The sequence below is a fragment of the Microbacterium saperdae genome, assembly GCF_006716345.1.
GTDB lineage: Bacteria > Actinomycetota > Actinomycetes > Actinomycetales > Microbacteriaceae > Microbacterium > Microbacterium saperdae.
This window is the reverse complement of record NZ_VFOX01000001.1, coordinates 1,864,420-1,890,062: the sequence shown is the minus strand read 5'-3', so window position 1 is coordinate 1,890,062 and position 25,643 is coordinate 1,864,420. Positions and strand designations below refer to the sequence as shown.

27 protein-coding genes and 1 tRNA gene are annotated in these 25,643 nt (G+C 66.8%); 19 read left to right on the top strand and 9 right to left on the bottom strand.

The window, feature by feature from the left end; genetic code table 11:
* The first annotated feature begins 103 nt into the window (after positions 1–103).
* A complete protein-coding gene (locus tag FB560_RS09010; protein ID WP_141872047.1) occupies positions 104–1,075 on the top strand; it encodes a phosphodiester glycosidase family protein in 972 nt (323 codons plus the stop codon).
* Positions 1,072–2,100, top strand: coding sequence for a bifunctional glycosyltransferase family 2/GtrA family protein (locus FB560_RS09005; protein WP_141872046.1), 1,029 nt, complete (start codon positions 1,072–1,074; stop codon positions 2,098–2,100). The genes FB560_RS09010 and FB560_RS09005 overlap by 4 nt, the downstream gene beginning before the upstream one ends.
* Positions 2,101–2,138: 38 nt before the next feature.
* Here the strand turns inward: FB560_RS09005 and FB560_RS09000 are convergent.
* Positions 2,139–2,221 (bottom strand) — tRNA-Leu (locus FB560_RS09000).
* Positions 2,222–2,332: 111 nt separating this feature from the next.
* On the opposite strand from FB560_RS09000, the gene FB560_RS08995 reads away from it, so the two are divergent.
* Complete coding sequence (locus FB560_RS08995) at positions 2,333–3,628, top strand: M20/M25/M40 family metallo-hydrolase (RefSeq protein ID WP_141872045.1); 1,296 nt, start codon at positions 2,333–2,335, stop codon at positions 3,626–3,628.
* Positions 3,629–3,679: 51 nt separating this feature from the next.
* A complete protein-coding gene (locus FB560_RS08990) occupies positions 3,680–4,504 on the top strand; it encodes an undecaprenyl-diphosphate phosphatase (RefSeq protein ID WP_141872044.1) in 825 nt (274 codons plus the stop codon).
* 21 nt (positions 4,505–4,525) lie between these two features.
* Here the strand turns inward: FB560_RS08990 and FB560_RS08985 are convergent, their stop codons facing one another.
* Positions 4,526–5,374 carry a PAC2 family protein gene (locus FB560_RS08985; protein ID WP_141872043.1) on the bottom strand — a complete coding sequence of 283 codons (849 nt, stop codon included), beginning with the start codon at positions 5,372–5,374 and terminating at the stop codon, positions 4,526–4,528.
* Between the two features lie 81 nt (positions 5,375–5,455).
* Here FB560_RS08985 and FB560_RS08980 point away from each other — a divergent pair, with 81 nt between their 5' ends.
* The 9 genes from FB560_RS08980 to lnt are packed head-to-tail and all read left to right on the top strand — an operon-like array spanning position 5,456 to position 15,183.
* On the top strand, positions 5,456–6,148 hold the full coding sequence (locus FB560_RS08980; RefSeq protein ID WP_141873189.1) for an HAD family hydrolase: 693 nt from the start codon (positions 5,456–5,458) through the stop codon (positions 6,146–6,148).
* Positions 6,145–7,164, top strand: a complete 1,020-nt coding sequence (locus FB560_RS08975; protein WP_141872042.1) for a tRNA (adenine-N1)-methyltransferase — start codon at positions 6,145–6,147, stop codon at positions 7,162–7,164. Before FB560_RS08980 ends, FB560_RS08975 begins: the two co-directional genes overlap by 4 nt.
* A 10-nt stretch (positions 7,165–7,174) precedes the next feature.
* A complete protein-coding gene (locus FB560_RS08970) occupies positions 7,175–8,110 on the top strand; it encodes an FKBP-type peptidyl-prolyl cis-trans isomerase (RefSeq protein WP_141872041.1) in 936 nt (311 codons plus the stop codon).
* A complete protein-coding gene (locus FB560_RS08965; protein ID WP_141872040.1) occupies positions 8,110–9,099 on the top strand; it encodes a helix-turn-helix transcriptional regulator in 990 nt (329 codons plus the stop codon). Before FB560_RS08970 ends, FB560_RS08965 begins: the two co-directional genes overlap by 1 nt.
* Positions 9,096–10,079: a helix-turn-helix transcriptional regulator gene (locus FB560_RS08960; RefSeq protein ID WP_141872039.1), complete on the top strand. Its 984-nt coding sequence runs from the start codon at positions 9,096–9,098 to the stop codon at positions 10,077–10,079. Before FB560_RS08965 ends, FB560_RS08960 begins: the two co-directional genes overlap by 4 nt.
* 45 nt (positions 10,080–10,124) lie before the next feature.
* Entirely contained in the window at positions 10,125–10,361 is a 237-nt protein-coding gene (gene tatA / locus FB560_RS08955) for a twin-arginine translocase TatA/TatE family subunit (protein ID WP_141872038.1), read from the top strand.
* A 57-nt stretch (positions 10,362–10,418) separates the two neighbouring features.
* On the top strand, positions 10,419–11,177 hold the full coding sequence (gene tatC, locus FB560_RS08950) for a twin-arginine translocase subunit TatC (protein WP_141872037.1): 759 nt from the start codon (positions 10,419–10,421) through the stop codon (positions 11,175–11,177).
* Positions 11,174–13,648 (top strand): DEAD/DEAH box helicase, encoded by a 2,475-nt coding sequence (locus FB560_RS08945; RefSeq protein ID WP_141872036.1) that lies wholly within the window; start codon positions 11,174–11,176, stop codon positions 13,646–13,648. Before tatC ends, FB560_RS08945 begins: the two co-directional genes overlap by 4 nt.
* 11 nt (positions 13,649–13,659) lie before the next feature.
* Positions 13,660–15,183 (top strand): apolipoprotein N-acyltransferase, encoded by a 1,524-nt coding sequence (gene lnt, locus FB560_RS08940; RefSeq protein WP_141872035.1) that lies wholly within the window; start codon positions 13,660–13,662, stop codon positions 15,181–15,183.
* On the opposite strand, the gene FB560_RS08935 is transcribed toward lnt, so the two are convergent.
* From FB560_RS08935 to FB560_RS08920, 4 genes are all read right to left on the bottom strand, one after another.
* On the bottom strand, positions 15,180–15,563 hold the full coding sequence (locus tag FB560_RS08935) for an RNA polymerase-binding protein RbpA (RefSeq protein ID WP_141872034.1): 384 nt from the start codon (positions 15,561–15,563) through the stop codon (positions 15,180–15,182). The two genes, lnt and FB560_RS08935, sit on opposite strands and share 4 nt — an antisense overlap.
* 105 nt (positions 15,564–15,668) lie before the next feature.
* Positions 15,669–16,463 carry a glycerophosphodiester phosphodiesterase family protein gene (locus FB560_RS08930; RefSeq protein WP_141872033.1) on the bottom strand — a complete coding sequence of 265 codons (795 nt, stop codon included), beginning with the start codon at positions 16,461–16,463 and terminating at the stop codon, positions 15,669–15,671.
* Entirely contained in the window at positions 16,460–17,389 is a 930-nt protein-coding gene (locus tag FB560_RS08925; protein WP_141872032.1) for an SPFH domain-containing protein, read from the bottom strand. The genes FB560_RS08930 and FB560_RS08925 overlap by 4 nt, the downstream gene beginning before the upstream one ends.
* Positions 17,390–17,398: 9 nt before the next feature.
* Positions 17,399–17,872 (bottom strand): NfeD family protein, encoded by a 474-nt coding sequence (locus FB560_RS08920; RefSeq protein WP_141872031.1) that lies wholly within the window; start codon positions 17,870–17,872, stop codon positions 17,399–17,401.
* 121 nt (positions 17,873–17,993) lie between these two features.
* Here FB560_RS08920 and FB560_RS08915 point away from each other — a divergent pair, with 121 nt between their 5' ends.
* Positions 17,994–18,758, top strand: a complete 765-nt coding sequence (locus FB560_RS08915) for an SDR family oxidoreductase (protein WP_141872030.1) — start codon at positions 17,994–17,996, stop codon at positions 18,756–18,758.
* A gap of 69 nt (positions 18,759–18,827) precedes the next feature.
* On the opposite strand, the gene FB560_RS08910 is transcribed toward FB560_RS08915, so the two are convergent.
* Positions 18,828–19,424 carry an HdeD family acid-resistance protein gene (locus FB560_RS08910; RefSeq protein WP_141872029.1) on the bottom strand — a complete coding sequence of 199 codons (597 nt, stop codon included), beginning with the start codon at positions 19,422–19,424 and terminating at the stop codon, positions 18,828–18,830.
* Between the two features lie 178 nt (positions 19,425–19,602).
* Between FB560_RS08910 and FB560_RS08905 the strand changes: the two genes are divergently transcribed.
* Genes FB560_RS08905 through FB560_RS08895 form a run of 3 tightly spaced genes read left to right on the top strand, consistent with a single transcriptional unit; the run spans position 19,603 to position 22,803 of the window.
* Positions 19,603–20,001, top strand: a complete 399-nt coding sequence (locus FB560_RS08905; protein WP_407662566.1) for a helix-turn-helix transcriptional regulator — start codon at positions 19,603–19,605, stop codon at positions 19,999–20,001.
* Positions 19,998–20,417 carry a VOC family protein gene (locus FB560_RS08900; RefSeq protein WP_211349958.1) on the top strand — a complete coding sequence of 140 codons (420 nt, stop codon included), beginning with the start codon at positions 19,998–20,000 and terminating at the stop codon, positions 20,415–20,417. Before FB560_RS08905 ends, FB560_RS08900 begins: the two co-directional genes overlap by 4 nt.
* Before the next feature lie 28 nt (positions 20,418–20,445).
* Positions 20,446–22,803, top strand: a complete 2,358-nt coding sequence (locus FB560_RS08895; protein ID WP_141872026.1) for an ATP-binding cassette domain-containing protein — start codon at positions 20,446–20,448, stop codon at positions 22,801–22,803.
* Between the two features lie 199 nt (positions 22,804–23,002).
* Here FB560_RS08895 and FB560_RS08890 read toward each other — a convergent pair whose 3' ends face one another.
* Positions 23,003–23,509 carry a hypothetical protein gene (locus tag FB560_RS08890; RefSeq protein ID WP_141872025.1) on the bottom strand — a complete coding sequence of 169 codons (507 nt, stop codon included), beginning with the start codon at positions 23,507–23,509 and terminating at the stop codon, positions 23,003–23,005.
* Between the two features lie 36 nt (positions 23,510–23,545).
* Complete coding sequence (locus tag FB560_RS08885; RefSeq protein WP_141872024.1) at positions 23,546–24,316, bottom strand: peptidoglycan recognition protein family protein; 771 nt, start codon at positions 24,314–24,316, stop codon at positions 23,546–23,548.
* 101 nt (positions 24,317–24,417) lie between these two features.
* Between FB560_RS08885 and FB560_RS08880 the strand changes: the two genes are divergently transcribed.
* Both FB560_RS08880 and FB560_RS08875 read left to right on the top strand, forming a co-directional pair.
* Complete coding sequence (locus FB560_RS08880; protein WP_141872023.1) at positions 24,418–25,146, top strand: hypothetical protein; 729 nt, start codon at positions 24,418–24,420, stop codon at positions 25,144–25,146.
* Complete coding sequence (locus FB560_RS08875; RefSeq protein WP_233444084.1) at positions 25,115–25,630, top strand: NUDIX domain-containing protein; 516 nt, start codon at positions 25,115–25,117, stop codon at positions 25,628–25,630. Before FB560_RS08880 ends, FB560_RS08875 begins: the two co-directional genes overlap by 32 nt.
* The last annotated feature ends 13 nt before the right edge of the window (positions 25,631–25,643 follow it).

Sequence of the window (25,643 nt, the reverse complement as noted above, 5' to 3'; positions counted from 1 at the left end):
GTATTGAGGAATGTCGTCCCCCATAGGAATCCCCGAACAGGCACCTTGATGACCCACGGCGAACGGATAGCACTCGAATAGCCGGCGACCGTACCTGTGGGGGATGGACACTCGACAGCAGACCCCCAGACCGACACGACGGCGCCGCCGAATCCTGCTCGCGGGCGGGCTCGTGCTCGCCCTCACCGCCGGCGGGGGAGCCGCATGGGCTGCAGATCGCTTCCTCATCGAGCATGTGAGCATCACCGACGTCTCGGCGTACGAGGCCGCGAACTCGAACACCGACGATGCGGTCACCGAGACGACGCATGCGACGGTGACGGATACCTCGTACGACTCCGATCAGGCCGACATCAGCATCTCCACGGTCTCGACCGGATCCGGCGATGACACCGTCACGTACTACGTCGCCGATGTCACCCTGACCGATGCCACAGCCCTGCGGTCCGCCTTCGCCGGCGATGCGTTCGGCACCAACATCACCGAGACGACGAGTGCGATCGCGGCCGCGAACGACGCGGTGTTCGCGATCAATGGCGACTACTACGGCTTCCGCGACACGGGCATCGTCATCCGCAACGGTGTGGCCTACCGGGACGCAGGTGCGCGCGAGGGGCTGGCGTTCTACCAGGACGGGCACGTCGAGCTGTATGACGAGACCGCCACGACGGCAGCCTCGCTCGTGGCAGACGGCGTGTGGAACACGCTGTCCTTCGGTCCCGCGCTCGTCGAGGACAGCATCGTGGTCGACGGGATCGAGGAGATCGAAGTCGACACCAACTTCGGCAACCACTCGATCCAGGGCGAGCAACCGCGGACGGCTGTCGGAGTGATCGACGAGAACCACCTCGTCTTCGTCGTCGTCGATGGGCGAAGCGCCGGCTACAGCCGTGGCGTCACGATGACCGAGCTCGCCGACATCATGATCTCGCTCGGAGCGGAGACCGCGTACAACCTCGACGGCGGCGGATCGTCGACGATGTACTTCGACGGTGAACTCGTCAACAGCCCTCTCGGAAAGGACCAGGAGCGCGCCACCAGCGACATCCTGTACATCGCGGGGAGTGGTCAGTGATCGTCCTGATCCCGGCCTACGAGCCGGACGAGCGGATGTGCGAGTTGCTCGATGCGCTCGACGCGGAGGGCGTCCAGACCGTGGTCGTGGACGACGGCAGCGGAGCCGCGTATTCGCCGCACTTCGACGACGCCGCGCGCAGGGGCGCCACCGTGCTGCATCAGCCGCGGAACCAGGGTAAGGCGCGAGCACTCCGGCGAGGCCTCACCTTCATCGCAGAACGTTGGCCCGGCGAAGACGTGGTGACGGCCGACAGTGACGGGCAGCATCGGCCGTCCGACATCCTCGCGGTCGCCGCAGCCACCGTCGGCGGCGAGGCCCTCGTGCTCGGGGGACGATCGTTCCGCGGAACGGTGCCGGTGCGCAGCCGGTTCGGGAACGCGGTGTCGAGGGGGCTGTTCCGGTTGAGCGGGGGCGACGTGCACGACACGCAGACAGGGCTCCGCGGCATTCCCTCGGTTCTCATCGCCGATGTCGTCGCGGTCGCGGGGGAGCGCTTCGCCTGGGAGATGAAGGTGCTGCTCGAGTTCACCCGAAGAGGGATCCCGATCCGAGAGGTGCCGATCGCGACCGTCTATCTCGACGACAACGCCTCTTCGCACTTCCGGCCGCTGCGCGACTCCCTCGACGTGCTCCGGCCGATGCTGCGCTACGTCCTGGTGTCGTTCGGGTCGTTCGTGCTCGATATCGCGGCCGTCCAGCTGCTGTACGCCCTCATCGGAAACCTGCTGCTCTCCGCAATCGGTGCGCGTCTGCTGAGTGCCACGGTGAACTTCACGCTCAATCGCTCGTTCGTGTTCCGTGGTGGACCGCAAGGGGACATCCGACGGCAGGTGTGGCGCTACGCTGCTCTGGCGCTCGCGCTGCTGGCGGGCGGCTACGCGTCGATGGCGCTCTTCATCGCGTGGGGCGTGCCCGTGCTGTGGGCCAAGCTGCTCGCCGACACCGCCGTGTATGCCTGCGGATTCCTGGTGCAGCGCGGATACGTGTTCGTCGCCCGGAGCGCTGACCGTGTCGGGCGTTAACCAGAAGAAGGCCCCCTCTCGGGAGCCTTCTTCCTCTGTGCGCGGAGGGGGACTTGAACCCCCACGCCCTTACGGGCACTACGACCTCAACGTAGCGCGTCTACCATTCCGCCACCCGCGCAGGTGTTGGATGATCGTTGCCGACCGAAGAATGACATTACCACGTCCACAGCGGCCTCTCGAACCGAGCCATACGCCCGGGCGTGGCGCGGGCTTTCGATAGCCTGGAGCCATGACCGATCCGTCTCTTCCGGAGGTCGTCCGCATCGCGAGCGACCTGATCCGCTTCGACACTTCCAACTTCGGCGGAGGCAACGCCAAGGGTGAGCGCGAGGCCGCACAGTATGTCGGGGCCTACCTGGAGGAGCTGGGTCTCGAGGTCGAGTACTACGAACCGATCCCGCGTCGGACGAACGTCATGGCGCGGGTCGCAGGTCGCGACCGCTCGAAGCCGGCGCTGGTGGTGCACGGCCATCTCGACGTCGTCCCTGCGATGGCGGAGGACTGGAGCGTCGACCCTTTCGCCGGTCTCGTGCGAGACGGCATGCTCTGGGGGCGTGGGGCCGTCGACATGAAGAACATGAACGCCATGATCCTCACCGCGGTCGCCGAGATCCTTCGCGCAGGCGATCAGCCTGAGCGCGATCTGATCCTCGCCTTCTTCGCGGATGAGGAGAACGGCGGGGTCGAGGGCTCGGCGCTCGTGGTCAAGGATCGCCCGGAGTGGTTCGAAGGCGCTGCCGCGGCGATCAGCGAGGTGGGCGGCTACTCGATCACCGTGGACGACCGACGCGCATACCTGCTGCAGGTCGGCGAGAAGGCCTTGATCTGGATCCGCCTGGTCGCCAAGGGACGAGCGGGGCACGGCAGCCGCCTGCACGAGGAGAACGCGGTGACACGACTGGCCGAGGCCGTGACGGCGATCGGGCGCACGCGATGGCCGATCCGCCTCACGCCGACGACCACGGCCCTCCTCGACGGGCTCAGCGCCCTCACCGGACGCAGCGTGGACGATCCGGATGCCCTCGCCGCCGCGGCGGGCCCTGCTGAGGCTTTCCTGCGCTCCTCGTTCCGCACGACGGCCAACCCGACGGCCCTGACCGCGGGGTACAAGCACAACGTGATCCCCGAGCGCGCCGAGGCATTGATCGATGTGCGCGTGATCCCCGGCACCGAGGATGACGTGCTCGCGGAGCTGCAGCGCATCGTCGGTGACGACATCGTCATCGAGACGGTCGTTCGCGACATCGGCATGGAGACCCCGTTCGAGGGCGATCTCGTCGACGCGATGGTCGCGAGCATCGGGCGTCATGACCCCGGAGTTCCGGTGATCCCGTACCTGCTGGGCGCGGGCACCGACAACAAGGCTCTCGCGGCTCTCGGCATCACCGGATACGGTTTCGCCCCGCTGAAGCTTCCCGCCGACCTGGACTTCACGGGCATGTTCCACGGTGTCGACGAGCGTGTACCCGTAGAATCGCTTGTCTTCGGCCAGCGGGTGCTGACCGATCTGCTGCGCTCGTTCTGAGCGACGTAAGACCGCTCCCGCGCCGACCTCGACTCAGAAGGCACCACCTCCATGCACCTGTTTGAAGCGCTCATCCTCGGCATCGTCCAGGGGCTCACCGAGTTCCTTCCGATCTCCTCCAGCGCCCACCTGCGCATCCTCGGCACCTTCCTGCCGTCCGGCGAGGATCCGGGGGCCGCGTTCACGGCCATCACGCAGATCGGCACGGAGGCCGCCGTCGTCGTGTTCTTCTGGCGCGACATCGTGCGCATCATCGGCCAGTGGTTCCGCTCGCTCGTCGGCCGCGTGCCCCGCGACGACCCGGATGCCCGTATGGGCTGGCTCATCATCATCGGCAGCATCCCGATCGTCCTGCTCGGACTGCTGTTCCAGGATCAGATCGAGAGCGTGCTGCGGTCGCTGTGGATCGTTGCGGTCATGCTCATCGTGTTCGGCATCCTGCTCGGAATCGCCGACCACGTGGGTGCGAAGCGCCGCAGCCTGAAGGACCTCACGTACCCGGATGGCATCGCATACGGCTTCGCCCAGGCGCTGGCCCTGATCCCCGGCGTCTCGCGCTCGGGCGGCACGATCACCATGGGACTCTTCCTCGGCTATGAGAGGGCGGCGGCGGCGCGATACGCCTTCCTGCTCGCGATCCCGGCCGTGTTCGGCAGTGGCTTCTACCAGGTCTACAAGAGCTGGGGAGAGCCGTCGTTCTTCTCGTTCGGCGACACGCTGGCGGCGACGGGTATCGCCTTCGTGGTCGCGTTGGGCGTCATCGCGTTCTTCATGAACTGGATCTCGAAGCGCAGCTTCCTGCCGTTCGTGATCTATCGGATCCTGCTCGGCACGACGCTGCTGATCCTGCTCGGGACCGGTGTCATCGCCGCCTGACGGCAAGCGCGCAGCGCGCTCTCAGCGCTTGCGGTCGCCGGGGCCGTCGTCGCGACGGCGGAGGTAGCGCTCGAACGCCTGGGCGATCGCATCGCCGGATGCCTCGGGCGAGTCCCACGTGTCGCGTGTGCGCTCGAGTTGCCGGATGTACTCGGCCATGTCCTCGTCGTCGGCCGCTGCGGCGTCGATCGAGGCCTCCCAGGCGGCCGCCTCTGTCCGCAGTCCGTCTCGGGGGACATCGACGCCCGTCAGCTCCTCGAGTCGGTCGAGGAGAGCGAGGGTGACCTTCGGAGACGGGGTGGCCGTGGCGACGTAGTGCGGAACGCTGGCCCACAGGCTGGCGGTCGGGATCCCCGCGTTCTCGGCGAAATGCTCGAACACGCTGAGAATGCCGACGGGGCCCTCATAGAGCGAGCGCTCGAGGCCGTGCGCGTCGCGGACCTGCTCGTTCTGGCTCGACGCGAAGATCGAGATCGGGCGCGTGTGCGGCACATCGGAGAGCATGGCACCGAGCGTCACGACCCCGGTGATGTCGTCGCGCAGGGCGACGTCGATGAACTCCGCCGCGAAGGCTTGCCAGGTCCGGGCGGGCTCGACTCCGGTGAGCACCCAGAACTCCGGCCCCGGGGCCGGGTTGCGCGGACGCCAGAGACCCGCCTCCGGCCACTTGAGCCGACGGCGTCCCTCCGCATCCATCTGGCTCGACGGACGCGTGTACTGGTAGTCGAAGTAGAGCTCGGGGTCGACCGAGTGCACGAGGTCGTAGTCGCTCGTCGCGCGCAGAGCCTCGACAGCGCCGCTGGCGCCTTCCCCCGCATCGTTCCAGCCGTCGAAGGCGACGATGACGATGCGCGAACCGAGAACATCCATCCCGGGCTCCCTCCGAGGTCGGGGACGTATCCCTCCAGGCTAGTCCGCGTGAGCCCGAAGTGGGCGGCGGCCCGGGCTACCATGGGTTCAGTGAGCAGACAGCCCCGCGCGGTCCTTTGGGACATGGATGGAACACTCGTCGACACCGAACCGTACTGGATGGCGGCGGAGACCGCTCTGGTCGAGTCCTTCGGCGGCACCTGGAGTCATGAAGACGCTCTCCAGCTGGTCGGCAACGGCCTGATCGACAGTGCGATCATCCTGCAGAACGCCGGTGTCGACATGGAGGCGGACGCGATCATCTCGCTCCTGACCGACTCCGTCCAGGAGGCGCTGCGCACGCAGGGCGTGCCGTTCCGTCCTGGCGCGAGGGAGCTCCTCTCCGACCTCAAGGCGGCAGGCATCCCCACCGCGCTGGTGACGATGTCGCTGCGTCGCATGGCTCTCGGTGTGGTCGAGCTGATCGATTTCGACGCGTTCGAGCTCGTGGTCGCCGGCGATGACGTCGAGAACCCGAAACCGCATCCCGAGCCGTATCTCCAGGCCGCGGCTCTGCTCGACATCGACATCACCGAGGCCATCGTCATCGAGGACTCGCCGACGGGTCTGCGCGCCGGGATCGCCTCCGGGGCCGTCACGCTCGGCGTCCCCCACATCGTCTCGCTCGAGGAGGTGGGTGCGCACGAGCTCTGGCCCACGCTGGAGGGACGCAGCGCAGCCGACCTCATCGACCTCTTCGACCGCCAGAACGCCCCGACGGGAGCCACCCGATGACCGACAACCGCGCGCAGCGACCGAGCGGACCGTTCCGGACGGGTGACCGAGTGCAGCTCACCGGCCCGAAGGGACGACTGCACACCGTGACGCTCCGTGAGGATGGCGAACTGCACACACACCAGGGTGTGCTCCGGCATCGCGACCTGATCGGACTCCCCGACGGTTCCGTACTGGCGAACAGCTCGGGGCACGAGTACCTCGCCCTGCGGCCTCTGCTGCGCGACTTCGCGATGTCGATGCCGCGCGGCGCAGCGATCATCTACCCCAAGGACGCGGCGCAGATCGTGATGCAGGCGGACATCTTCCCCGGAGCGACCGTCATCGAGGCGGGTGTCGGCTCCGGCGCGCTCTCGCTGTCACTGCTTCGCGCGATCGGCTCGGACGGGAAGCTGGTGTCGTTCGAGCGCCGCGAAGACTTCGCCGATGTCGCCCGCGGCAATGTCGAGACCTTCTTCGGCGGGACTCCCGACACCTGGCGCGTAGTCGTCGGCGACCTGCTCGAGGCGCTTCCGAATGAGACGGAGCCCGGCAGTGTCGACCGCGTGGTGCTCGACATGCTCGCGCCATGGGAGTGCATCGATGTCGTGGCCGACGCTCTCACGCCCGGCGGAGTCGTGCTCTGCTACGTCGCGACGGCGACACAGCTGTCCCGCGTCGCCGAGTACATCCGCGCCACGGGTCTGTTCACCGAGCCGGACGCCTCGGAGACGATGGTGCGCGGGTGGCACGTCGAGGGACTCGCCGTGCGTCCCGATCACCGCATGGTCGCGCACACGGGGTTCCTCATCACCGCTCGTCGCCTCGCTCCCGGGGCGATCGCCCCCTCCGTGAAGCGGCGGGCGTCGAAGAGCAGCTACGGCGACGACGATGTCGAGCAGTGGACTCCCGGTGCCGTCGGCGACCGGGAGATCAACGACAAGAACCTGCGCAAGCGCGCGAGGGAGGCGGCCCGTGCGGCCGAAGGGGCGCGCCTGGCGGCGACTTCGCGCGAATCGGACCAGCCGACGGAATAGACTGGAGCGCGTGCGTAAAACGTCCGCCGTTCTGGCCACTCTCAGCCTCGCCGTCCTCGCCCTGACCGGGTGCACCGCAGCGCCGTCGTTCGACGGTGCCGGCTGCGATCGTGCCGCCGGCGGCGACGGCATCCAGGATGCGGTGACCGTCACCGGCGACTTCGGCGAGGCTCCCAAGGTCACCGTCTTCTCACCGCTCTCGATCAAGGAACCGGCCTACGCCGATCTGACGGTCGGAGACGGCCGTGCCATCGAGAACGGCAGCCAGGTCGTCTCACTCGAGTTGTCCCTGTACAGCGGGAACACCGGCAAGAAGGTCTTCGCCACCTCGTACGACGAGAGCCAGAGAGGTCTGTCGACGACGGATTCCTGGTCGGAGCAGTCGCCGGGGCTCGGTGAGGTCCTCCAGTGCGCGACGGCCGGCTCTCGGATCGTCGCAGGTCTGACCCCCGACGCGTTCGGCGCCAAGTCGCTCAGCGGGATCGGGCTGGAGGACGACGACAACGTCGTGTTCGTGATCGACGTGGTCGACGTGTTCCCGTCGAAGGCCGAGGGAACGCTGCAGTTCAACGACGCCGCGGGGATGCCGACGGTCGTGCGTGCTCCCGACGGCACTCCCGGTGTCATCATCCCGGACACTGCTGCTGCGCCGGCGGAGACCGCCGTGCAGACGCTGATCAAGGGCGACGGGCCCGCCCTCACCGCAGACCAGACCCCGGTCGTGAACGTGACCGCGGTGAACTGGGACGACAAGTCGATCGTCACCACCACCTGGGGCACGACTCCGCGCCTCGACCTCGGCACCGCGGTGCCCGAGGTCGGCAAGGCACTCGTCGGCGCGACGGTCGGCTCTCAACTGCTGGTCGTCGTACCCGGAGTCGACCAGGCATCCGCCATCGTCTACGTCGTCGACCTCCTCGGCGTCGCTCCGGCCGCCACCCAGTGATGGCTGCCCGGATACCCGCGGAGGAGCGCCTGACGAATCTCGTCGTGGCGCTGATGGCCACGGAGATCGGGCTCACCAAGCAGCAGATCCTCGACAACGTCTCCGGGTACCGGCAACGCGCGAACGCCGGCACCCGGTCGGACGCGTTGGAGAAGATGTTCGAACGAGACAAGGAAGAGCTGCGTTCTCTCGGTGTCCCGATCGAGACGATCGGCGACGCGGCGGACCCGAACGATCTCCGTGAGGCGCGCTACCGCATTCCCCAGGCCGAGTACGACCTTCCCAGCGACATCGAGTTCACCCCGGGTGAGCTCGCGGTGCTCCGCCTGGCCGGCAGCGTCTGGAGCGCCGAGTCGGCATCCGGTGACGCGCAGTCGGGCGTGCGCAAGATCCGCGCGCTGGGCATCGACGGCGATGAGCCGATCATCGGATTCGCGCCGCGCATCACCGCTCAGGACCCTGCTTTCGCGCCCCTGCAGGCCGCGATCGAGAAGAGTCGCGTGGTGTCGTTCGACTACCTGAAGCCGGGGGAGGAGGCGCCGCGGCGTCGCACGATCCGGCCTCTTGCGCTGGTCGACTACGAAGCCCGCTGGCATGTCTTCGGCATCGACGTCGCCGTCGATGAGGACCGCACCTTCCTGCTCGGGAGGATCGTCGGTGATGTCACGACGGCATCGACGACCTTCGATGCGGCTCTCCGCGACGGTGCAGGGGAACGGGCTCTCACCGGACTCGCCCGGGTGGCCGCCGAGAATTCGGCGCTTCTCGAGATCACCCCGGGGACAGAGGCCGCGCTGCGACTCGGACGGCGCGCAGAACCGGCGCCCCAGGGAATCCGCGTGCCTTTCGTCGATCTGCACATCCTGGCCGACGAACTCGCTTCCTACGGCCCCGAAGTCCGCGTCGTCGAGCCGGCCTCCCTGCGGGATGAGGTCATCGCCCGTCTGCAGGCCGTGGTCGATGCGCATGACGAAGGGGGCTCGCGATGATGGCGCAGCCGAAGCCTCTGCTCGCGGCCGATCGAGTCCGCCTGTATCTCACGCTCGTTCCGTACCTGCTCGAGCATGGTCAGGTCTCGCTGTCCGAAGCAGCGGACGAGTTCGGAGTGTCACCGCGTGAGATGCGGGCGATGGTCGAGAAGCTCACCGTCATCGGCCTGCCGGGAGAGTCCGGTTTCTGGCAGCAACCGCAGGAGATGTTCGACATCAACTGGGACCTGCTGGACCAGGAAGACATCATCGAGATCACCAACGACGTCGCGCTGCGCCGCGTGCCTCGGTTCACCGCTCGCGAAGCCGCCGCACTGCTGGCCGGTCTGCAGATGGTCGCCGCTGTTCCAGCCGTGTCGGATTCGGGTCTGGTCGCCGGCTTGATCTCCAAGCTCTCCCGCGGCGCCGCGGATGCTCCGGCCGATGTGGTGGTCGCGCCCGGCGCGGTGGACGCGGTCCGCGAAGTCGTTGCGCGCGGCGTGCACGAGGGGCGAGCGGTCTCCTTCACGTACCAGGCTCCGGACGCCGAGCCCACCACCCGGACCGTCGATCCCGTCCAGATCCTCATCACCAACGCGCAGTGGTATCTACAGGGCTGGTGCCATCTGCGTCAGGCGATGCGCACGTTCCATCTCGACAGGGTGAGCGACCCGCAGCTGACGGACATCCCGATCACCCATGCCGGGGATCAGGTGCCCGAGGCATTCGCGAGCCTCGATGACGAGCGTGAGGTCACCGTTCGCCTGCCCGAGCGACTCGCACCGCTGCTCGGAGACTTCCTCAGCGCAGCGAACCACGAGACGGAGGGCGGCGCCGTGACCGCGCACCTGCATCTCGCGGATCCCCGCGGCATCAAACGTCTCGCTGCACGGTTCGGCGGTCGCATGGAAGTCCTCGAGCCTGCGGTTGCACGTACCGCCGCCCGTGAGTGGGCGGCATCCGGACTCGCGCTCTATCGCCAGCCCGATACGGACGATTGATCTGTAGACTGATACGAATCGCCCACCGACGACGGGATTATTCACATGTTCGCTGGAATGCAAGGCTGGCACCTGCTGATCGTGCTCGCTGTCATCCTTCTCCTGTTCGGGGCAGCGAAGCTCCCGGCGCTCGCGAAGAGCATGGGCCAGTCGGCTCGCGTCTTCAAAGGTGAGATGAAGGCCATGAAGGACGAGGACGCTGACCGCGCGGAGAGCGTCGTCGTCGAGCCGACCACGGTGAAGGACTCGGGAACCACCCCTGAGACCCCGCCCCGCGCCTGACCGCCCGTGGTAGCCATCGAGCCGACCCGGGAGACGAAGGCGGGTCGGGATCGGCGGATGTCGCTGGGTGCGCATCTCGTCGAACTTCGCAAGCGACTGATGTTCGCTGCATTGGCGCTGCTGGTCGGGATGGTCGTCGCGTTCATCATCGCCGATCCGGTCATCCACCTGATCACGGAACCGATCCGCATCATCGCCGACAAGCGCGGTGATCAGTTCAGCGCCCTGAACTTCGGCACGATCACCTCCGCGTTCGACATGCGGATGCGCATCGCGTTCTCGATCGGTCTCTTCCTCTCGGCGCCCGTGTGGCTCTGGCAGGTCTGGGCCTTCATCATGCCGGGGCTCACCCGCAAGGAGATCCGGTACACGATCGGTTTCGTCGCCGCCGCTGTGCCGCTGTTCTTCGCCGGGTGCTACCTCGGCATCATGATCATGCCGCACGTCATCGAACTGATGTGGAGCTTCACGCCTGACGGCGGGACGAACTTCTACCAGGCGCAGGAGTACTACGACTTCATCTTCAAGCTGATGATCGTGATCGGCATCTCCTTCGTCCTGCCCGTGTTCCTCGTCGCGCTCAACCTGGCCGGCATCATGTCCGGACGGGCGATCCTCAAGGGATGGCGCGTCGCCATCGTCATCGCGACGGTGTTCGCGGCACTCGCGACGCCCGCAGCGGATGTCGTCAGCATGCTGATGCTCGCCGGGATCCTGATCGTGCTCTTCTTCGCGGCGGCCGGGCTCTCGCTCATCTTCGACCGGCGCAAACGCAAGCGGGATGCCGCCAGCGGGCTTCTGCCGGATCCCGTATGAGCTCACCCTCGGAGCGGTACGCCGCAGCGCGCGCAGCGGCGGACAATCCTGAGACGGTGGCGTTCGCGGCGCGTCAGAAGTTCGAGCTCGACCCCTTCCAGGTGGCGGGTTGCCATGCACTGGAACGCGGACACAGCGTCCTGGTCGCTGCGCCCACGGGGGCGGGCAAGACGATCGTGGGCGAGTTCGCGATCCACCTCGCGATGCAGACACCGAATCAGAAGGCGTTCTACACGACGCCCATGAAGGCGCTGTCGAACCAGAAGTTCCGCGAGCTCGTCGAGGTGTACGGCGCTGAGAACGTCGGGTTGCTCACGGGCGACACCAATATCAACGGCAACGCACGCATCGTGGTGATGACCACCGAGGTGTTGCGCAACATGATCTACGCCGACTCCGCCGCGCTCCGCGACCTCCGCTACGTCGTGATGGACGAAGTGCACTACCTCGCCGATCGTTTCCGCGGCGCGGTGTGGGAAGAGGTCATCATCCACCTGCCGCAACACGTGCGGCTGGTCTCGCTGAGTGCCACGGTGTCGAACGCCGAGGAGTTCGGAGACTGGCTCGACACGGTGCGCGGCGACACAGAGGTGATCGTCTCCGAGATCCGCCCGGTTCCTCTCGAACAGCACGTGCTCGTGCGGGACGACCTGCTCCCGCTCTTCGATGACCGCGCAGGCATCGCAACCGCCCAGGTGAACCAGGAGCTGATGCGCATCAGGTCGTTCACGGGCTCGCACTACGAGAACAACCGACGGGCGCAGTCGTATATCAGCGATCGTCACGCCGGACGGCAGGCGAAGCGACCGGAGCGCGGCGGCCGGCGGCCCGTTCGTTCGGCGAACGTGCGACGGATCGAGCGCATGGATCGTCCGGACGTCGTGCGCCTCCTCGAGCGCGCCAACCTGCTGCCGGCGATCTTCTTCATCTTCAGCCGCGTCGGGTGCGACGCCGCTGTGCAGCAGGTGCGCCGCTCCGGCATCCGGCTCACCACCACGGAAGAGCGCGCGGAGATCCGCGCACTCGTGGAGGAGCGCACGCGCACGCTGCAGGAAGAGGATCTCGGCGTCCTCGGCTACTGGGATTGGCTCGACAACCTCGAGCGCGGTGTCGCCGCACACCACGCGGGTCTGCTTCCCGCGTTCAAGGAGGTCGTCGAGGAGCTGTTCCGACGCAAGCTCGTCAAGGCGGTCTTCGCGACCGAGACGCTCGCGCTCGGAATCAACATGCCGGCACGGACCGTCGTGCTCGAGAAGATGGAGAAGTTCAACGGCGAGGCGCGCGTCGCGATCACCTCGGGCGAGTACACCCAACTGACGGGCCGCGCGGGGCGCCGGGGGATCGACGTCGAAGGCCATGCGGTCGTGCAGTGGACCGAGGGCATGGATCCGCAGGCGGTCGCCGCCCTCGCCTCCCGACGGACCTATCCGCTGAACTCGAGCTTCCGCCCGACGTACAACATGGCCGTCAACCTGATCGACCTGTTCGGCAAGCCGCGCGCTCGACAGATTCTCGAATCGTCCTTCGCACAGTTCCAGGCGGACCGTTCCGTCGTGGGTCTGGCGAAGCAGGTGCGCGAGGCGGAAGGTTCGCTGGCCGGCTACGAGAAGTCGATGGCGTGCGAGCACGGCGACTACCCCGAGTACGCGGCGATCCGACGAGAACTCAGCGATCTCGAGAAGAAGAACCGTCAGGATGCGCAGGGGCCGCGGGCGTCGCGGGAGAAGCGCATGAAGCGGATCCAGTCGCTGCGCACGAGCATGCAGCGCCATCCGTGCCACCGTTGCCCGGATCGCGAGTCGCACGCGCGGTGGGCCGAGCGCTATTGGAAGCTCAAACGGCAGACCGACCGCATCCGCCGACAGATCGAGACCCGCACCGGTACGGTCGCGCGCGTCTTCGACCGTGTCGTGGAGGTGCTCGAGACCCTCGACTACCTCGGTGAGAAGGATGGCGAGACGGTCCTCACGGAAGACGGCCGCACGATGCGCCGGATCTACGGTGACCGCGACCTTCTCGTGGCGGAGTCTCTGCGACAGAACCTGTGGAAGGGCCTCGACGCGCCCTCGCTCGCGGCGATGGCGTGCTGCCTGGTCTACGAGCCGCGTCGTGACGAGGCGAACTCGGGGGAGCGGGGCCTGCCCCGCGGCTCCTTCCGGGCGGCCTACGAGAAGACGACCACCTTGTGGGCCCAGCTGGACGACCTGGAGAAGGACCACCATCTGCCGGGCACCGAGCCGCTGGCGGCAGGTCTGGCAGGTCCCATGCACGCCTGGGCGCGCGGAGGGATGCTCGACCAGGTGCTGGTCGATGCCGATATGTCGGCGGGCGATTTCGTGCGGTGGGCGAAGCAGACGATCGATCTGCTGGATCAGTTGTCGATCGTGGCGGAGGATGGCGCCCTCGCCCGCACGGCGCGGACGGCGCTCGACGGTGTCCGCCGTGGCATCGTCGCCTATTCCTCGATGTGAGAATAGGGGGGATGTCTGAGTCCCGCGCGCGCCAGCGCCCCCTCCTGCCGCTGTGGGCAGCCGTGATCGCCGCTGCGTTCGCCGGCCTGCTGATGTACCTCGCGTACCCGGGGGCGGCGGTGTGGATCCTCGCCTTCCCCGCGACCGCCTTGCTGCTGGTCTCCCTCATCGGCCGACGTTTCGGCGGAGCGCTGCTGGTCGGACTCGTGTACGGCATCCTCTTCTTCGCGCTTCTGGTGTCGTGGACGTCGCGCTATCTCGGCCCGGTGCCCTGGGCGGCGCTGAGCGTTCTGGAAGGAGCCCTCACGGCCTTCGCCCTCGTGCCGATCGCCTTGGCCTATCGCTGGCTGCCTCGTGCGTTCCCCGGAACCGCAGGACGCCTTCTCCTGCTGCCGAGCGTGGTGGCGGCCCTCTGGGTCGGGAGGGAGCTGTTCGTCGGCTCCTGGCCCTACGGAGGCTTCCCCTGGGCACGGATCGGGATGAGTCAGGCCGAGAGCCCGTTGGCGCCCGCGACATCCTGGCTCGGCGTCAGCGGCCTCGGGTTCCTGATGGTGTTGTTGGTGGCGATCCTCGTAGAGGCCGTCCGTCTGCGACTGTGGAGGCGTCCGCTTCCGCTCGTCGTCCCCGCTGCTCTCGTCGTCGTCCTCATGCTCACTCCCGTGTTCCCCACAGCGGGCGCAGGGTCGATGCGGATCGCGGCGGTACAGGGCAACGGGCCCACCGGGTACTTCGACGAGCGGCCGGCGTTCTCGGTGATCGATGCCCAGACCGACGCGACCGCTCCGTTGTACGGGGAGGATGTCGATCTGCTGGTGTGGCCGGAAGGATCACTCGACACCGATCCGTTCCAGAACGAGACCCTGGCCAGACGGATGACGCTGATCGCCACGCGGATGGGCGCCCCCCTGCTCGCGAACGCAGCCACGGGACGCGGCGGCCGCTACTACAACACCTCGATGTTGTGGACGGATGCCGGGGGAGCCACGCAGCTGCATGACAAGCGCCACCCTGTGCCCTTCGGCGAGTACGTGCCGGACCGGCCGTTCTTCAACGCGCTCGCGCCCGATCTGATCGGTCTCATCCAGCGCGAGTACACGCCGGGTGAGAATCCGCCGGTCATCGACGTCGACGGAGTCGGGGTCGGTCTGGCGATCTGCTTCGACGTGATCTACGACGACGTGATCACGGAGAGCATGAACGCGGGCGCCCAGGTGCTCGTGTTCCAGACGAACAACGCCGATTTCCGTGGCACCGACGAGAACCTGCAGCAACTCGCCTTCGCGCGCATGCGGGCGATCGAGACCGGGCGCAGCGTCGTCAACATCTCGACGGTCGGCACGAGCCAGATCATCCGTCCGGACGGCACCACCGTCACGAGCCTGGATGCAGGAGAGGCCGGGGCGATGCTCGAGGATGTCGAGCTCCGCTCCGGCCTCACAGCTGGTGTCGTGCTGGGCCCCTGGCTTCAGCTGCTGCTGCTCTGGGGCGGGCTGGGCGCTCTCCTCATCGGATGGTGGCGCGCCCGGACGCGTTAGGCGCCGATCTTCTCCCTGGTCGGGTCCTCGCCGGCACCGCGGCGGGCGCGGATGAACGCGAGGCGCTCTTCCAGGAGCTCTTCGAGCTCGGCACGGGTACGACGCTCCAGGAGCATGTCCCAGTGCGTACGTGCGGCCTTCTCATCCGTGACCTCGAGGGTCACGGCCTGGCCATCGATGTTCAGACGGGCATCGGCTCCGCACGACCGGCATTCCCAGGTCTGGGGCGGCTCCGCGTCTGCCGAGAACATCAGGTTGGTCACGTGACCGCATGTGTCACAGGTGTAAGTGGTCTCGCGGCGCTCCATGAAAACGACGCCCTCTTCGCTCTGTAGGCTCTGGGCGCCGAGTCGGATGCCGCGCAGGCTGCGATCTGCCATTTTGTGGTCCTCTCGTCGCTGTCAGGTATAACGCTCCAGCCTGTGCGCTTCATCCACGTCGGCGGAATCCCGGCGGGATTCACAGCGGAATCCCAGCGCGGCGGGTTATGAGCGGCGTGGCGGGTCCTGACGTGAGAGCGTGTTGATCGCGATGTCGGAGCGGTCGGAGACGATGCCGTCGACACCGGCCGCGACCAGACGCTGCATGGTCGCCTCATCGTTGACCGTCCAGACATGCACCTCGACGCCGTGTCGGTGCGCGGACCGCAGGAACGACGACGTCAGGACGCGCAGCGCGCCGTGTCTCTCCGGGATCTGCAGCGCATCGACGTCGCGCAGTACCCGCGCGGGGGAGAGGTGCGCTGCGGAGAGTGCCCGTACCGCGGCGATCGTCCGGCTGCCGGCTGAAGTCGCAGGACGCAGCGAGGCGCCTGCGCGCAGCACCGACGACACGGTCGCCCGGCGTCGGGCATCGGAGAAGCTGGTGACCAGGACGCGATGAGTGTGGTCGACGAGCACCGAACCGAGCGGTTCGACGGCGGCGTCGGTCTTCACGTCGATGTTGAAGCGCGCCTCGGGGAACAGGTGCAACGCCTCGGCGACCGTCAGCAGACCACCGTGCTCGGCGAACAGGTGCTCGAGCTCCCGTGTGCGCACCTCCCGCACCGCGCGAGGATCACCGGTGAGCCGTTCCAACGTCGCGTCGTGGAACAGCACCACGTCACCGTCAGCGCTGACCTGGCAGTCGGTCTCGATGAAGTCCGTTCCGGCGGCGTGCGCGGCGGCGAAGGCGGCGGCGGAGTTCTCCCACACGCCGGAGTCCCCGCCCGCCGCGGTCACAAGGCCGCGGTGAGCGAGGACTCGGGGGTACCGTGCCTTCTCGAAGTACGGGTGGGTCACACGCCGGGAGGGGTGTTCGTCGGACCCTGTCCGGGCTTCGGGGTGAATGCGCTCCCGATTCCCTTCAGGGCCTCGGTGAGCTCGCTCGGGATGATCCAGAGCTTGTTCGACTGCCCCTCGCTGATCTTCGGGAGCATCTGCAGGTACTGGTACGCGAGGAGCTTGTCGTCAGGGGCACCCTGGTGGATCGCGCTGAAGACGTTCTGGATCGCCTCCGCCTCACCCTGTGCACGCAGCACAGCCGCCTGCTTGTCACCCTCGGCCCGCAGGATCTCGGCCTGTCGCGAACCCTCGGCTTCGAGGATGGCGGACTGCTTCGTTCCTTCGGCGGTCAGGATGGCCGCACGACGGTCACGCTCGGCGCGCATCTGCTTCTCCATGGAGTCCTGGATGGAGATGGGCGGGTCGATCGCCTTCAGCTCGACACGACCGACGCGGATTCCCCACTTGCCGGTCGCCTCATCGAGCACGACGCGGAGCTGACCGTTGATGTTGTCGCGGCTCGTCAGCGCTTCTTCGAGGTTCAGGCCACCCACGACGTTGCGGAGGGTGGTGGTGGTGAGCTGCTCGACGGCGCCCAGATAGTTGGCGATCTCGTAGGTGGCGGCGCGCGCGTCGGTCACCTGGAAGTAGACGACGGTGTCGATCGAGACGACGAGGTTGTCCTCGGTGATCACGGGCTGCGGCGGGAAGGACACGACCTGCTCGCGCATGTCGATCAGCGGCCGGAGGCGGTCGATGAACGGCACCAGGATGTTCAGTCCTGGCATGAGGGTCTTGTGATAGCGGCCGAGGCGCTCCACCACACCGGCGGTGGCCTGCGGGATGATGCGGATGGCACGCGCCAGGGTGACCACCACGAAGATGAGCACCGCGATCGCGAGGATCCAGCCGATGGCGGTGGGGATGAACGAAGAGTCGTTCACGGAGTTCTCCTAGTCGTTGACGGGTCGGACGATGGCGGTCGCGCCGTTGATCGCGGTGATGGCGATCGGCGATCCCTGCGGGATCGGCACGGCGGTGGCGGTGCGGGCGGTCCAGGTGTCGCCGTTGCTCAGCTTCACCTGGCCGGAGATCTGGGTGATGTCGTGGAGGGCGATGCCGCGCAGGTCGATCAGCGCGTCGACATTGGATTTCGTCGGATCCTCGCCGCGTCGGAGCCGCTTGAGCAGCGGCGGACGCAGGAACAGGATGAAGATGGCGGCCGCAGCGGCGGCGATGATCACCTGTGCCCAGACAGGAATGCCCACCAGGTCGGTCACCAGGCCGAGAGCACTTCCGAAGCTCAGCATCAGGAAGGTGAAATCCAGCGTCAGCATCTCGATCACGAGGAAGACGGCGATCAGGATCAACCACCCGATCCATGCCCATTGGTCGATGAACTGTACGAATGTCGCGAAGTTGTCCATGCGGCCTCCTTTGCGGTCAACCTATCACGGTGGTGCGCCTCGACCGGGGGCACGAACGCGGGTCTTGGTAGTCTGGGAAGGCCGTGTGATCGCGGCGTTTCACGCATCAAGAGGAGTCACCGTGACCGACGTTCTTCCCGCAGGTTCTCTCGACGGCAAGGTCGCGCTTGTCACCGGTTCGTCGCGGGGGATCGGTGCCGACACGGTGCGCTATCTCGCCGAGGCCGGCGCAGATGTGGTCATCAACTTCCGCAACAAGGCACCGCGTGCGGAGAAGCTCGCCAACGAGCTTCGCGAGCTCGGCCGTCGCGCGCTGGTGGTCGGCGCAGACCTGACGGATCCCGCCTCCGTGGCTCAGATGTTCGAGGCGATCCGTGCGGAGTACGGACGGCTCGACGTGCTCGTCCTGAACGCCTCCGGCGGCATGGAGTCCGGCATGGCGGAGGACTACGCCCTCACGCTGAACCGCGACGCGCAGCTCAACGTCCTCAACGCCGCGACGCCCCTGCTCGCGGATGGTGCACGCGTCGTGTTCGTCACCAGCCACCAGGCGCACTTCATCCGCACCACCCCGACCATGCCGGAGTACGAGCCGGTCGCACTGTCCAAGCGTGCCGGGGAGGACGCGCTCCGCGAGCTGATCCCGGCTCTGGCGGAGAAGGGCATCGGCTTCACCGTCGTGTCCGGCGACATGATCGAAGGCACGATCACCGCGACCCTTCTCGAGCGTGCCAACCCCGGCGCGATCGCCGAGCGTCGCGAATCCGCCGGCAAGCTCTACAACGTGTCGGAGTTCGCCGCAGAGGTCGCCATGGCCGCCGTTGATCCCGTGCCTGCCGACAACACACGCCTCGTCGGAGACGTCAGCGCCTTCGCTGCCGAGTAGCCGCCCCCACACACGAATCGGCCTCGTCCTGCAGCTGCAGGACGAGGCCGATTCATTGCACGGGGAGCGTCAGCCGGCGACGCCCTCCTGGACGGAGGCGACGTAGCCCTTCGCTTCCTTGCCGATCGTGATCGCGCGGACGATCTGCACGATGCCGAGCGCGATGAGCGAGATGCCCAGGAACAGCCAGAAGGCCAGACCGGCGATCAGGGGCGAGAACAGCACGATGATTCCGGCGATGATGCTCAGGAGCGCGTACAGCAGCGTCCAGACGCGGGAACCGTCCTGTCCGAGGAGCGTCAGCGCGACGACTCCATCGACGATCCAGCTGATGCCGATGAAGATCACGACGACGAGGGCCAGCGTGGCTGCGGCGACGCCGAGGTTCGCGAAGGCGATCACACCGGCGACGATGTAGAGCAGACCGAGCACGATGTGTCCGACGCGCGCCCAACCGCCCTTGACCTTCGAGAAGATGCCGAGACCGATGTAGACGACACCGGCGACGACGAGGTACGACGCGAAGATCGCGGTCACGATGACTGCGGACTTGACCGGCCATACGAGGAGGACGATTCCGGCGATCAGTGCGATGACACCGGAGACCGCGAGCGTGATGCGGATCGACTTGAACAGCGACTTCGCTTCATTGACTGCTTGGGACATGGGGACCCCTTTCTGAGAAGATCCTGTGAGGGATGCCCTCAGAGTAGCGCTCGGGCCGAGGGCTATGGGGGAGGAGTGGCGCAGCGCGTCGCCGAAGGTCATGGAGCGAGACGCGCCGTCATGGCAGGATCATCTCGTGACTCCGGACGAAGACGCTCACCTGCGCGAGCTCGCAGTGATGAGGAGAGTGCGGGATCGCATCGACAGGGAGTACGCGCACCCTCTCGATGTGGAGGCTCTCGCGAAGGGCGTGCACATGTCGGCCGGGCATCTGAGTCGCCGATTTCGCGACGCCTATGGAGAATCTCCGTACTCCTACCTGATGACCAGGCGCATCGAGCGGGCGATGGCGCTCCTGCGACGAGGCGATCTGAGCGTGACGGAGGTCTGTTTCGAAGTCGGATGCTCGTCGCTGGGCACCTTCAGCACCCGATTCACGGAACTGGTCGGTGTCCCACCCAGCGTGTACCGTGAACGAGCCGCGAATGTGGAGGGGATCCCCGTGTTCCAGGCGAAGCACGTCACGAGGCCGATCAGGAATCAAGAAGCACCGCGCACCGACGCGCATCTAACGTGAGCACCATGAAGATCAACATCCACTACGCCTTCCTCCCGCACACCGACGCCGATGCGGCACTCGGGTTCTACAGAGACGCCCTCGGATTCGAGGTGCGCAACGACGTGGGCTACGACGGTCTCCGCTGGTTGACGGTGGGGCCGGCCGGACAGCCGGAGACCTCGATCGTGCTGCACCCGCCGGCAACGGACCCCGGGATCACCGAAGACGAGCGCCGCACGATCCTCGAGCTCATCGCCAAGGGCAGCTATGGCGCGCTGACCCTCGCGAGCGACGACCTCGACCAGCTCTTCGAGCAGCTCGTGGCTCAAGGGGCCGATGTCGTCCAAGAGCCGATGGATCAGCCGTACGGTGTGCGCGACTGCGCGTTCCGCGACCCGGCGGGCAACCTGCTCCGCATCAACCAGGCCGGCTGAACCTCAGCCCTCACCCCGAAGGATGGCGATGTCCTCTCCGTCACATGCCGCAGACAGCCACGACCTGATCCGAGTTCAAGGCGCACGCGAGAACAACCTCAAAGAGATCAGCGTCGACATACCGAAGCGCCGTCTGACGGTGTTCACCGGCGTCTCCGGCTCGGGGAAGAGCTCGCTCGTCTTTGACACCATCGCGGCGGAATCCCGCCGCATGATCGACGAGACCTACAGCGCCTTCGTGCAGGGGTTCATGCCGTCGGTGCCACGTCCGGATGTCGACGTACTGGAGGGCCTGACCACCGCGATCATCGTCAATCAGGAGCGGCTCGGCGCCAACCCGCGTTCCACCGTCGGAACCGTCACCGACGCGAACGCGATGCTGCGCATCCTGTTCAGCAAGCTCGGCACCCCCTATATCGGGGGACCGACGGCGTTCTCCTTCAACATTCCCACGCAGCGCGCAAGCGGTGTCATGACGGGACCGGGCGGCGAGAAGAAGATCGTCAAGGACGCGATCTATCTCGGCGGCATGTGCCCGCGCTGCGAGGGCAGGGGAGCGGTGTCTGACCTCGACCTCACCCAGATCGTCGACGAGTCGAAGTCGCTCGACGATGGCGCGATCATGGTGCCCGGCTACACCGCCGACGGGTGGATGGTGAAGGGGTTCTCGCAGGCGGGGTTCTACCCGGGTGACAAGCCGATCTCGGAGTTCAGCGAGAAGCAGCGCCACCTCTTCCTCTACGGCGAGGTGACCAAGGTCAAGATCTCCGGTATCAACATGACGTACGAGGGGTTGATCCCGAAGATCACGAAGTCGATGCTCTCGAAGGATCTCGACGCGCTGCAGCCGCACATCCGTGCCTTCGTCGAGCGCGTCGCGACATTCGCGGTGTGCCCGGAATGCGATGGGACTCGGCTCACCGAGGGGGCGCGCTCCTCGAAGATCGACGGCGTCAGCATCGCCGACGCCTGCCGCATGCAGGTGACGGATCTCGCCACCTGGGTCCGCGGGCTCGATCTGCCGGGCGCGGGCCCGCTGCTGGAAGCGCTGAGCGCCAACCTCGACGCGTTCGTGAGCCTCGGGCTCGGGTACCTCAGCCTGGAACGTCCGTCAGGGACGCTGTCCGGGGGAGAGGCGCAGCGGATCAAGATGCTGCGTCATCTCGGCTCCTCGCTCACGGACATCACCTACGTGTTCGATGAGCCGACGATCGGCCTTCATCCGCACGACATCCAGCGCATGAACGGCTTGCTGGTGAAGCTGCGGGACAAGGGCAACACCGTGCTCGTCGTGGAGCACAAGCCCGAGACGATCGTGATCGCAGACCATGTGGTCGACCTCGGACCCGGCGCCGGAAGTGCGGGCGGCGAGATCTGCTTCGAAGGCTCGGTCGACGGCCTCAAGGCCAGCGGCACGCTCACCGGGGAGCACCTCGAGGATCGCGCCACGCTCAAGGAATCCGTACGCAGCGGCGCTGGAGCGATCGAGGTGCGCGGCGCGACCGAGAACAACCTCCAGGACGTCGACGTCGACATTCCCACCGGTGTTCTCACGGTGATCACCGGCGTCGCCGGATCGGGGAAGAGCTCGCTCATCCACGGATCGGTGACGCGCCGAGAGGGCGTCGTCGCGATCGACCAGGGAGCCATCAAGGGCTCTCGCCGCAGCAATCCGGCGACCTACACGGGCCTCCTGGAGCCGATCCGCAAGGCCTTCGCGAAGGTGAACGGCGTGAAGCCGGCGCTCTTCAGCGCCAACTCCGAGGGCGCGTGTCCGACCTGCAAGGGCGCGGGCGTGATCATCACTGAACTCGGATTCATGGACTCGATCGAGACGCCGTGCGAGGACTGCGGGGGTAAGCGTTTCCAGGCGAGCGTGCTGGAGTACAAGCTGGCGGGCAAGGACATCACAGAAGTCCTCGACCTTCCGGTGTCGGAGGCTCGCGTGTTCTTCTCCGAAGGCGAGGCGAAGATCCCTGCCGCGACAGCGATCCTCGGCCGGCTGGATGACGTCGGGCTGGGTTACCTGTCACTCGGCCAGCCGTTGTCCACGTTGTCGGGCGGCGAGCGTCAGCGTGTGAAGCTGGCGATCCAGATGGGCGAGAAGGGCGACATCTATGTGCTGGACGAGCCGACCACCGGCCTTCACCTCGCCGATGTCGACAAGATCCTCGGGCTGCTCGATCGTCTCGTGGAATCCGGCAAGACGGTCATCGTGATCGAGCACCATCAGGCTGTGATGGCTCATGCCGACTGGATCATCGACATCGGTCCGGGCGCAGGACACGACGGCGGACGTGTCGTCTTCGAAGGCACGCCGGCTGAACTGGTGGCCGACAAGTCGACGCTGACAGGTGAGCATCTCGCGGCGTACGTCGGTGCATGAGCGGTTCGCCGAGGATGTGAACGCGTGAGAGACGGACCCCGGCGCAGCTGACCGCTGAACGCGCTGGGTTCCCCTCACCCCGCTCGAATCGTAGCCGATAATGCACATTATGTCAGTTTGAATCGAACTGACCGCAGTTCTCACAATCACGAAGAAGCAGGCAACGCTTCCCCGCTATCCATACACCTTCCCTGAACGTTCACGGATGGCGGGATGGCAGCAACCATTCGACCGCTTCCTCGACCGACATCTCCGTTCGCGTGCCGTCCGGGCTCCGCCGGGAGCCGAACACCACCCGATGGTCATAGCGGCTGCAGTTCTTGCGGAGAAGTTCGTAGTAGTAGTCGTCGAGATAGAGCTCGAACTCTTCGGCGAACGAACCTGAACGCGGCAGCCGGGTCGTCTTGAGCCAGCGCACGATGGCGCGGACATCGTCGCTTCTGAGTGTGACGGCCGGGGGATCTGGGAGCGAGAGCCGGAAGGCCAGCACCTCGGCGCCTTCGGCTTCCCACCATTCCGCGAGGTTGAACGGGCTGGTGTCTTTTCCCGTCATCTGTTGGATCCGGGACGACATCGACTCGTACTCGGTTCCCTTCTCGTCGCCGTGCTCATCGACGAATCGCGCGTACGCGTGCAGCTCGTCCAGCACAGCGTCATACCGCGCTTCGGCGGTCTTGAGGTCCGGTTGAAGTGGGCGCGGGATCACACCGTGATCATATGACGCCGTGCGCACGCGGGTGGGCTACGTGGAGGGCTTCGCGGTGAAGATCTGCTGTGCGCGCGACACGATGTCGTCGAGGCGAGCCTGTAGATACGGGCCGGGGCACTCCGTGCCTGACCAGGTCTCTCGGTGGCTGATGACGTGCTCCCTGTCGATCGTGAACGACACCGGAACGCCGTCCAGACTCTTGCCGTCGTACGTCGCGAGCCACGCGACCATCTGCGCGAGTTCCTCCAGTTGCGCCGCCGTCACGGTGTATTCCGGCGCTCCCGTCTGGTCCAGTGTCTCGACTGCCAAGGAACGCCAGTTCCAGTCCGCGCCGGAGGAAGAAGGTTTCGCGCCCGGCCGTATCAGCTCGATGACGGAACCGTCGTGCCGCAGATAGAAGGTCGGTGCGGAGGACCGCTTGTTGCACCGAGAGAGGAACTCCAACTGGTCCTTCGTCGTGCCGGTGTGGTGGATGATGAACCGGTCGATGACGGGCGTCACGGCGTGACGATCGCTTCCCGCCGTGTCGCGGCCCGCACGTGCCGTGGGATGCGCACAGTCCTCGAACCCCAGGGGCGCTTCGAGTCCTTTCACCGCGCGCTGGTAGACAGGCGCGTACTCGGGTAGCGCTCTCGGATTGTTCGGATCCATGGCGGTCGCCGCACCGTCTGACGCCAGTGGGCCTGCAGCGAGCCAGATGCCCGCAGCGGTCGCGGTCACGCCCGCGCCCGCAGCGATGAGGAAGCCCCGACGGGTGGGAGCCGAGAGCCTTTCGGCAGAGTCGGGCGTCTGGGGTTCCTGCATCCGTCCATTCAACACGCGGCGCGGGTGGCGGGCGCGATGAACACGGGTGCTGTCCTCAGAGCGCGTCCGGCTATCGTGATCGTGTGGGTGACGACGCGAGTATGGATCTGAGAACACTGCGGGCGCAGCGACTCACCTGGGTGGCCGGCGGGGTGCTGCTGCTCCTGTCGGTGGCGGTCGGACTTGCCGCACGCGGACCGCTGGCGGGCCTCTCCCCCGGCAAGGATTGGCTCTTCACTGCGGCGGTCGTTCTCCTCGTGATCGGCATAGGCCGCGGGGGGAGCATCACCGCGCGGCGTGTCGTGGGTACCCTCGCGACGATCCTTCTGGCGATCGCTCCGATGACGCAGTCGTACTGGTTCACGCTCCTTCCAGACAACACGGGCGATCCGAACGCGGCCGAAGACGCGTGGGTGCTGGTCGCGACCGCGTACTTCGGAATCCTGCTCGTGCTGGCCGTCATCTCTGTCGTCGAGATCGCCCGCGCGAGGGTCATCCCCTCTCCATGGCGCTGGGCGCCCCTGTGGGTCATGGTCTGGACGCCGGTGACGTACGCGATCGGACTGGCGTTCTTCTCCGCGGCACCGCTCGGCACCGCGGTGGCGAGCTTCGGCGCCATCTTCAGCCTCTGCGGGCCGGCGGTAGGAGTCGCCTTTCTGGGTGTCCTGGCGATCGTGCTCGGGATGCGCACCGCGCCCGCTGCGGCACCCGACGAACGGTGGCACCACTGGTTCGACGATGCCGGCGCAGGTGCACCACTCCCCTCGATCGACAGCTCCGACACGGAAAGCGCTGCACGTGACGCCGAACGCGGCCGACGGCAGGATTGACCCCATGCCGATATCTGACTATGTCGCGGGCATTCGGGAGCGGATCGGTCACGATCTCCTCCTTCTTCCCGGTGTGACAGCGGTGATCCGCGAGGGTGAGCACTTCTTGCTCGCTCGCCATGCGCACTCGGGTCTGTGGAGCCTCATCGGCGGCGGCGTCGAGCCCGGAGAAGACCCAGCGGAGGCTGTGGTTCGGGAGGTTCACGAGGAGTCGGGCGGACAGATCCGCATCGTGAGGATCGTCGGTGCGTACGGGGGTGACTCGCTGATGGCGACCTACCCCAACGGCGACCGCGTGGGGTACGTCACCACGGCATATGAGTGTGCCCTCGTCGGCGCCGCCACTCCCGACCGGGATGAGATCCGCGAACTCGGGTGGTTCACGCGCGAGCAGATCAGCGCACTACCGCGACACGACTGGATCGATCGCGTGCTCGACGATGCGCTCCGCTCCCCTCACAGCCGCGACGCTCGGGAACGCTGAGAAGGACGACGCA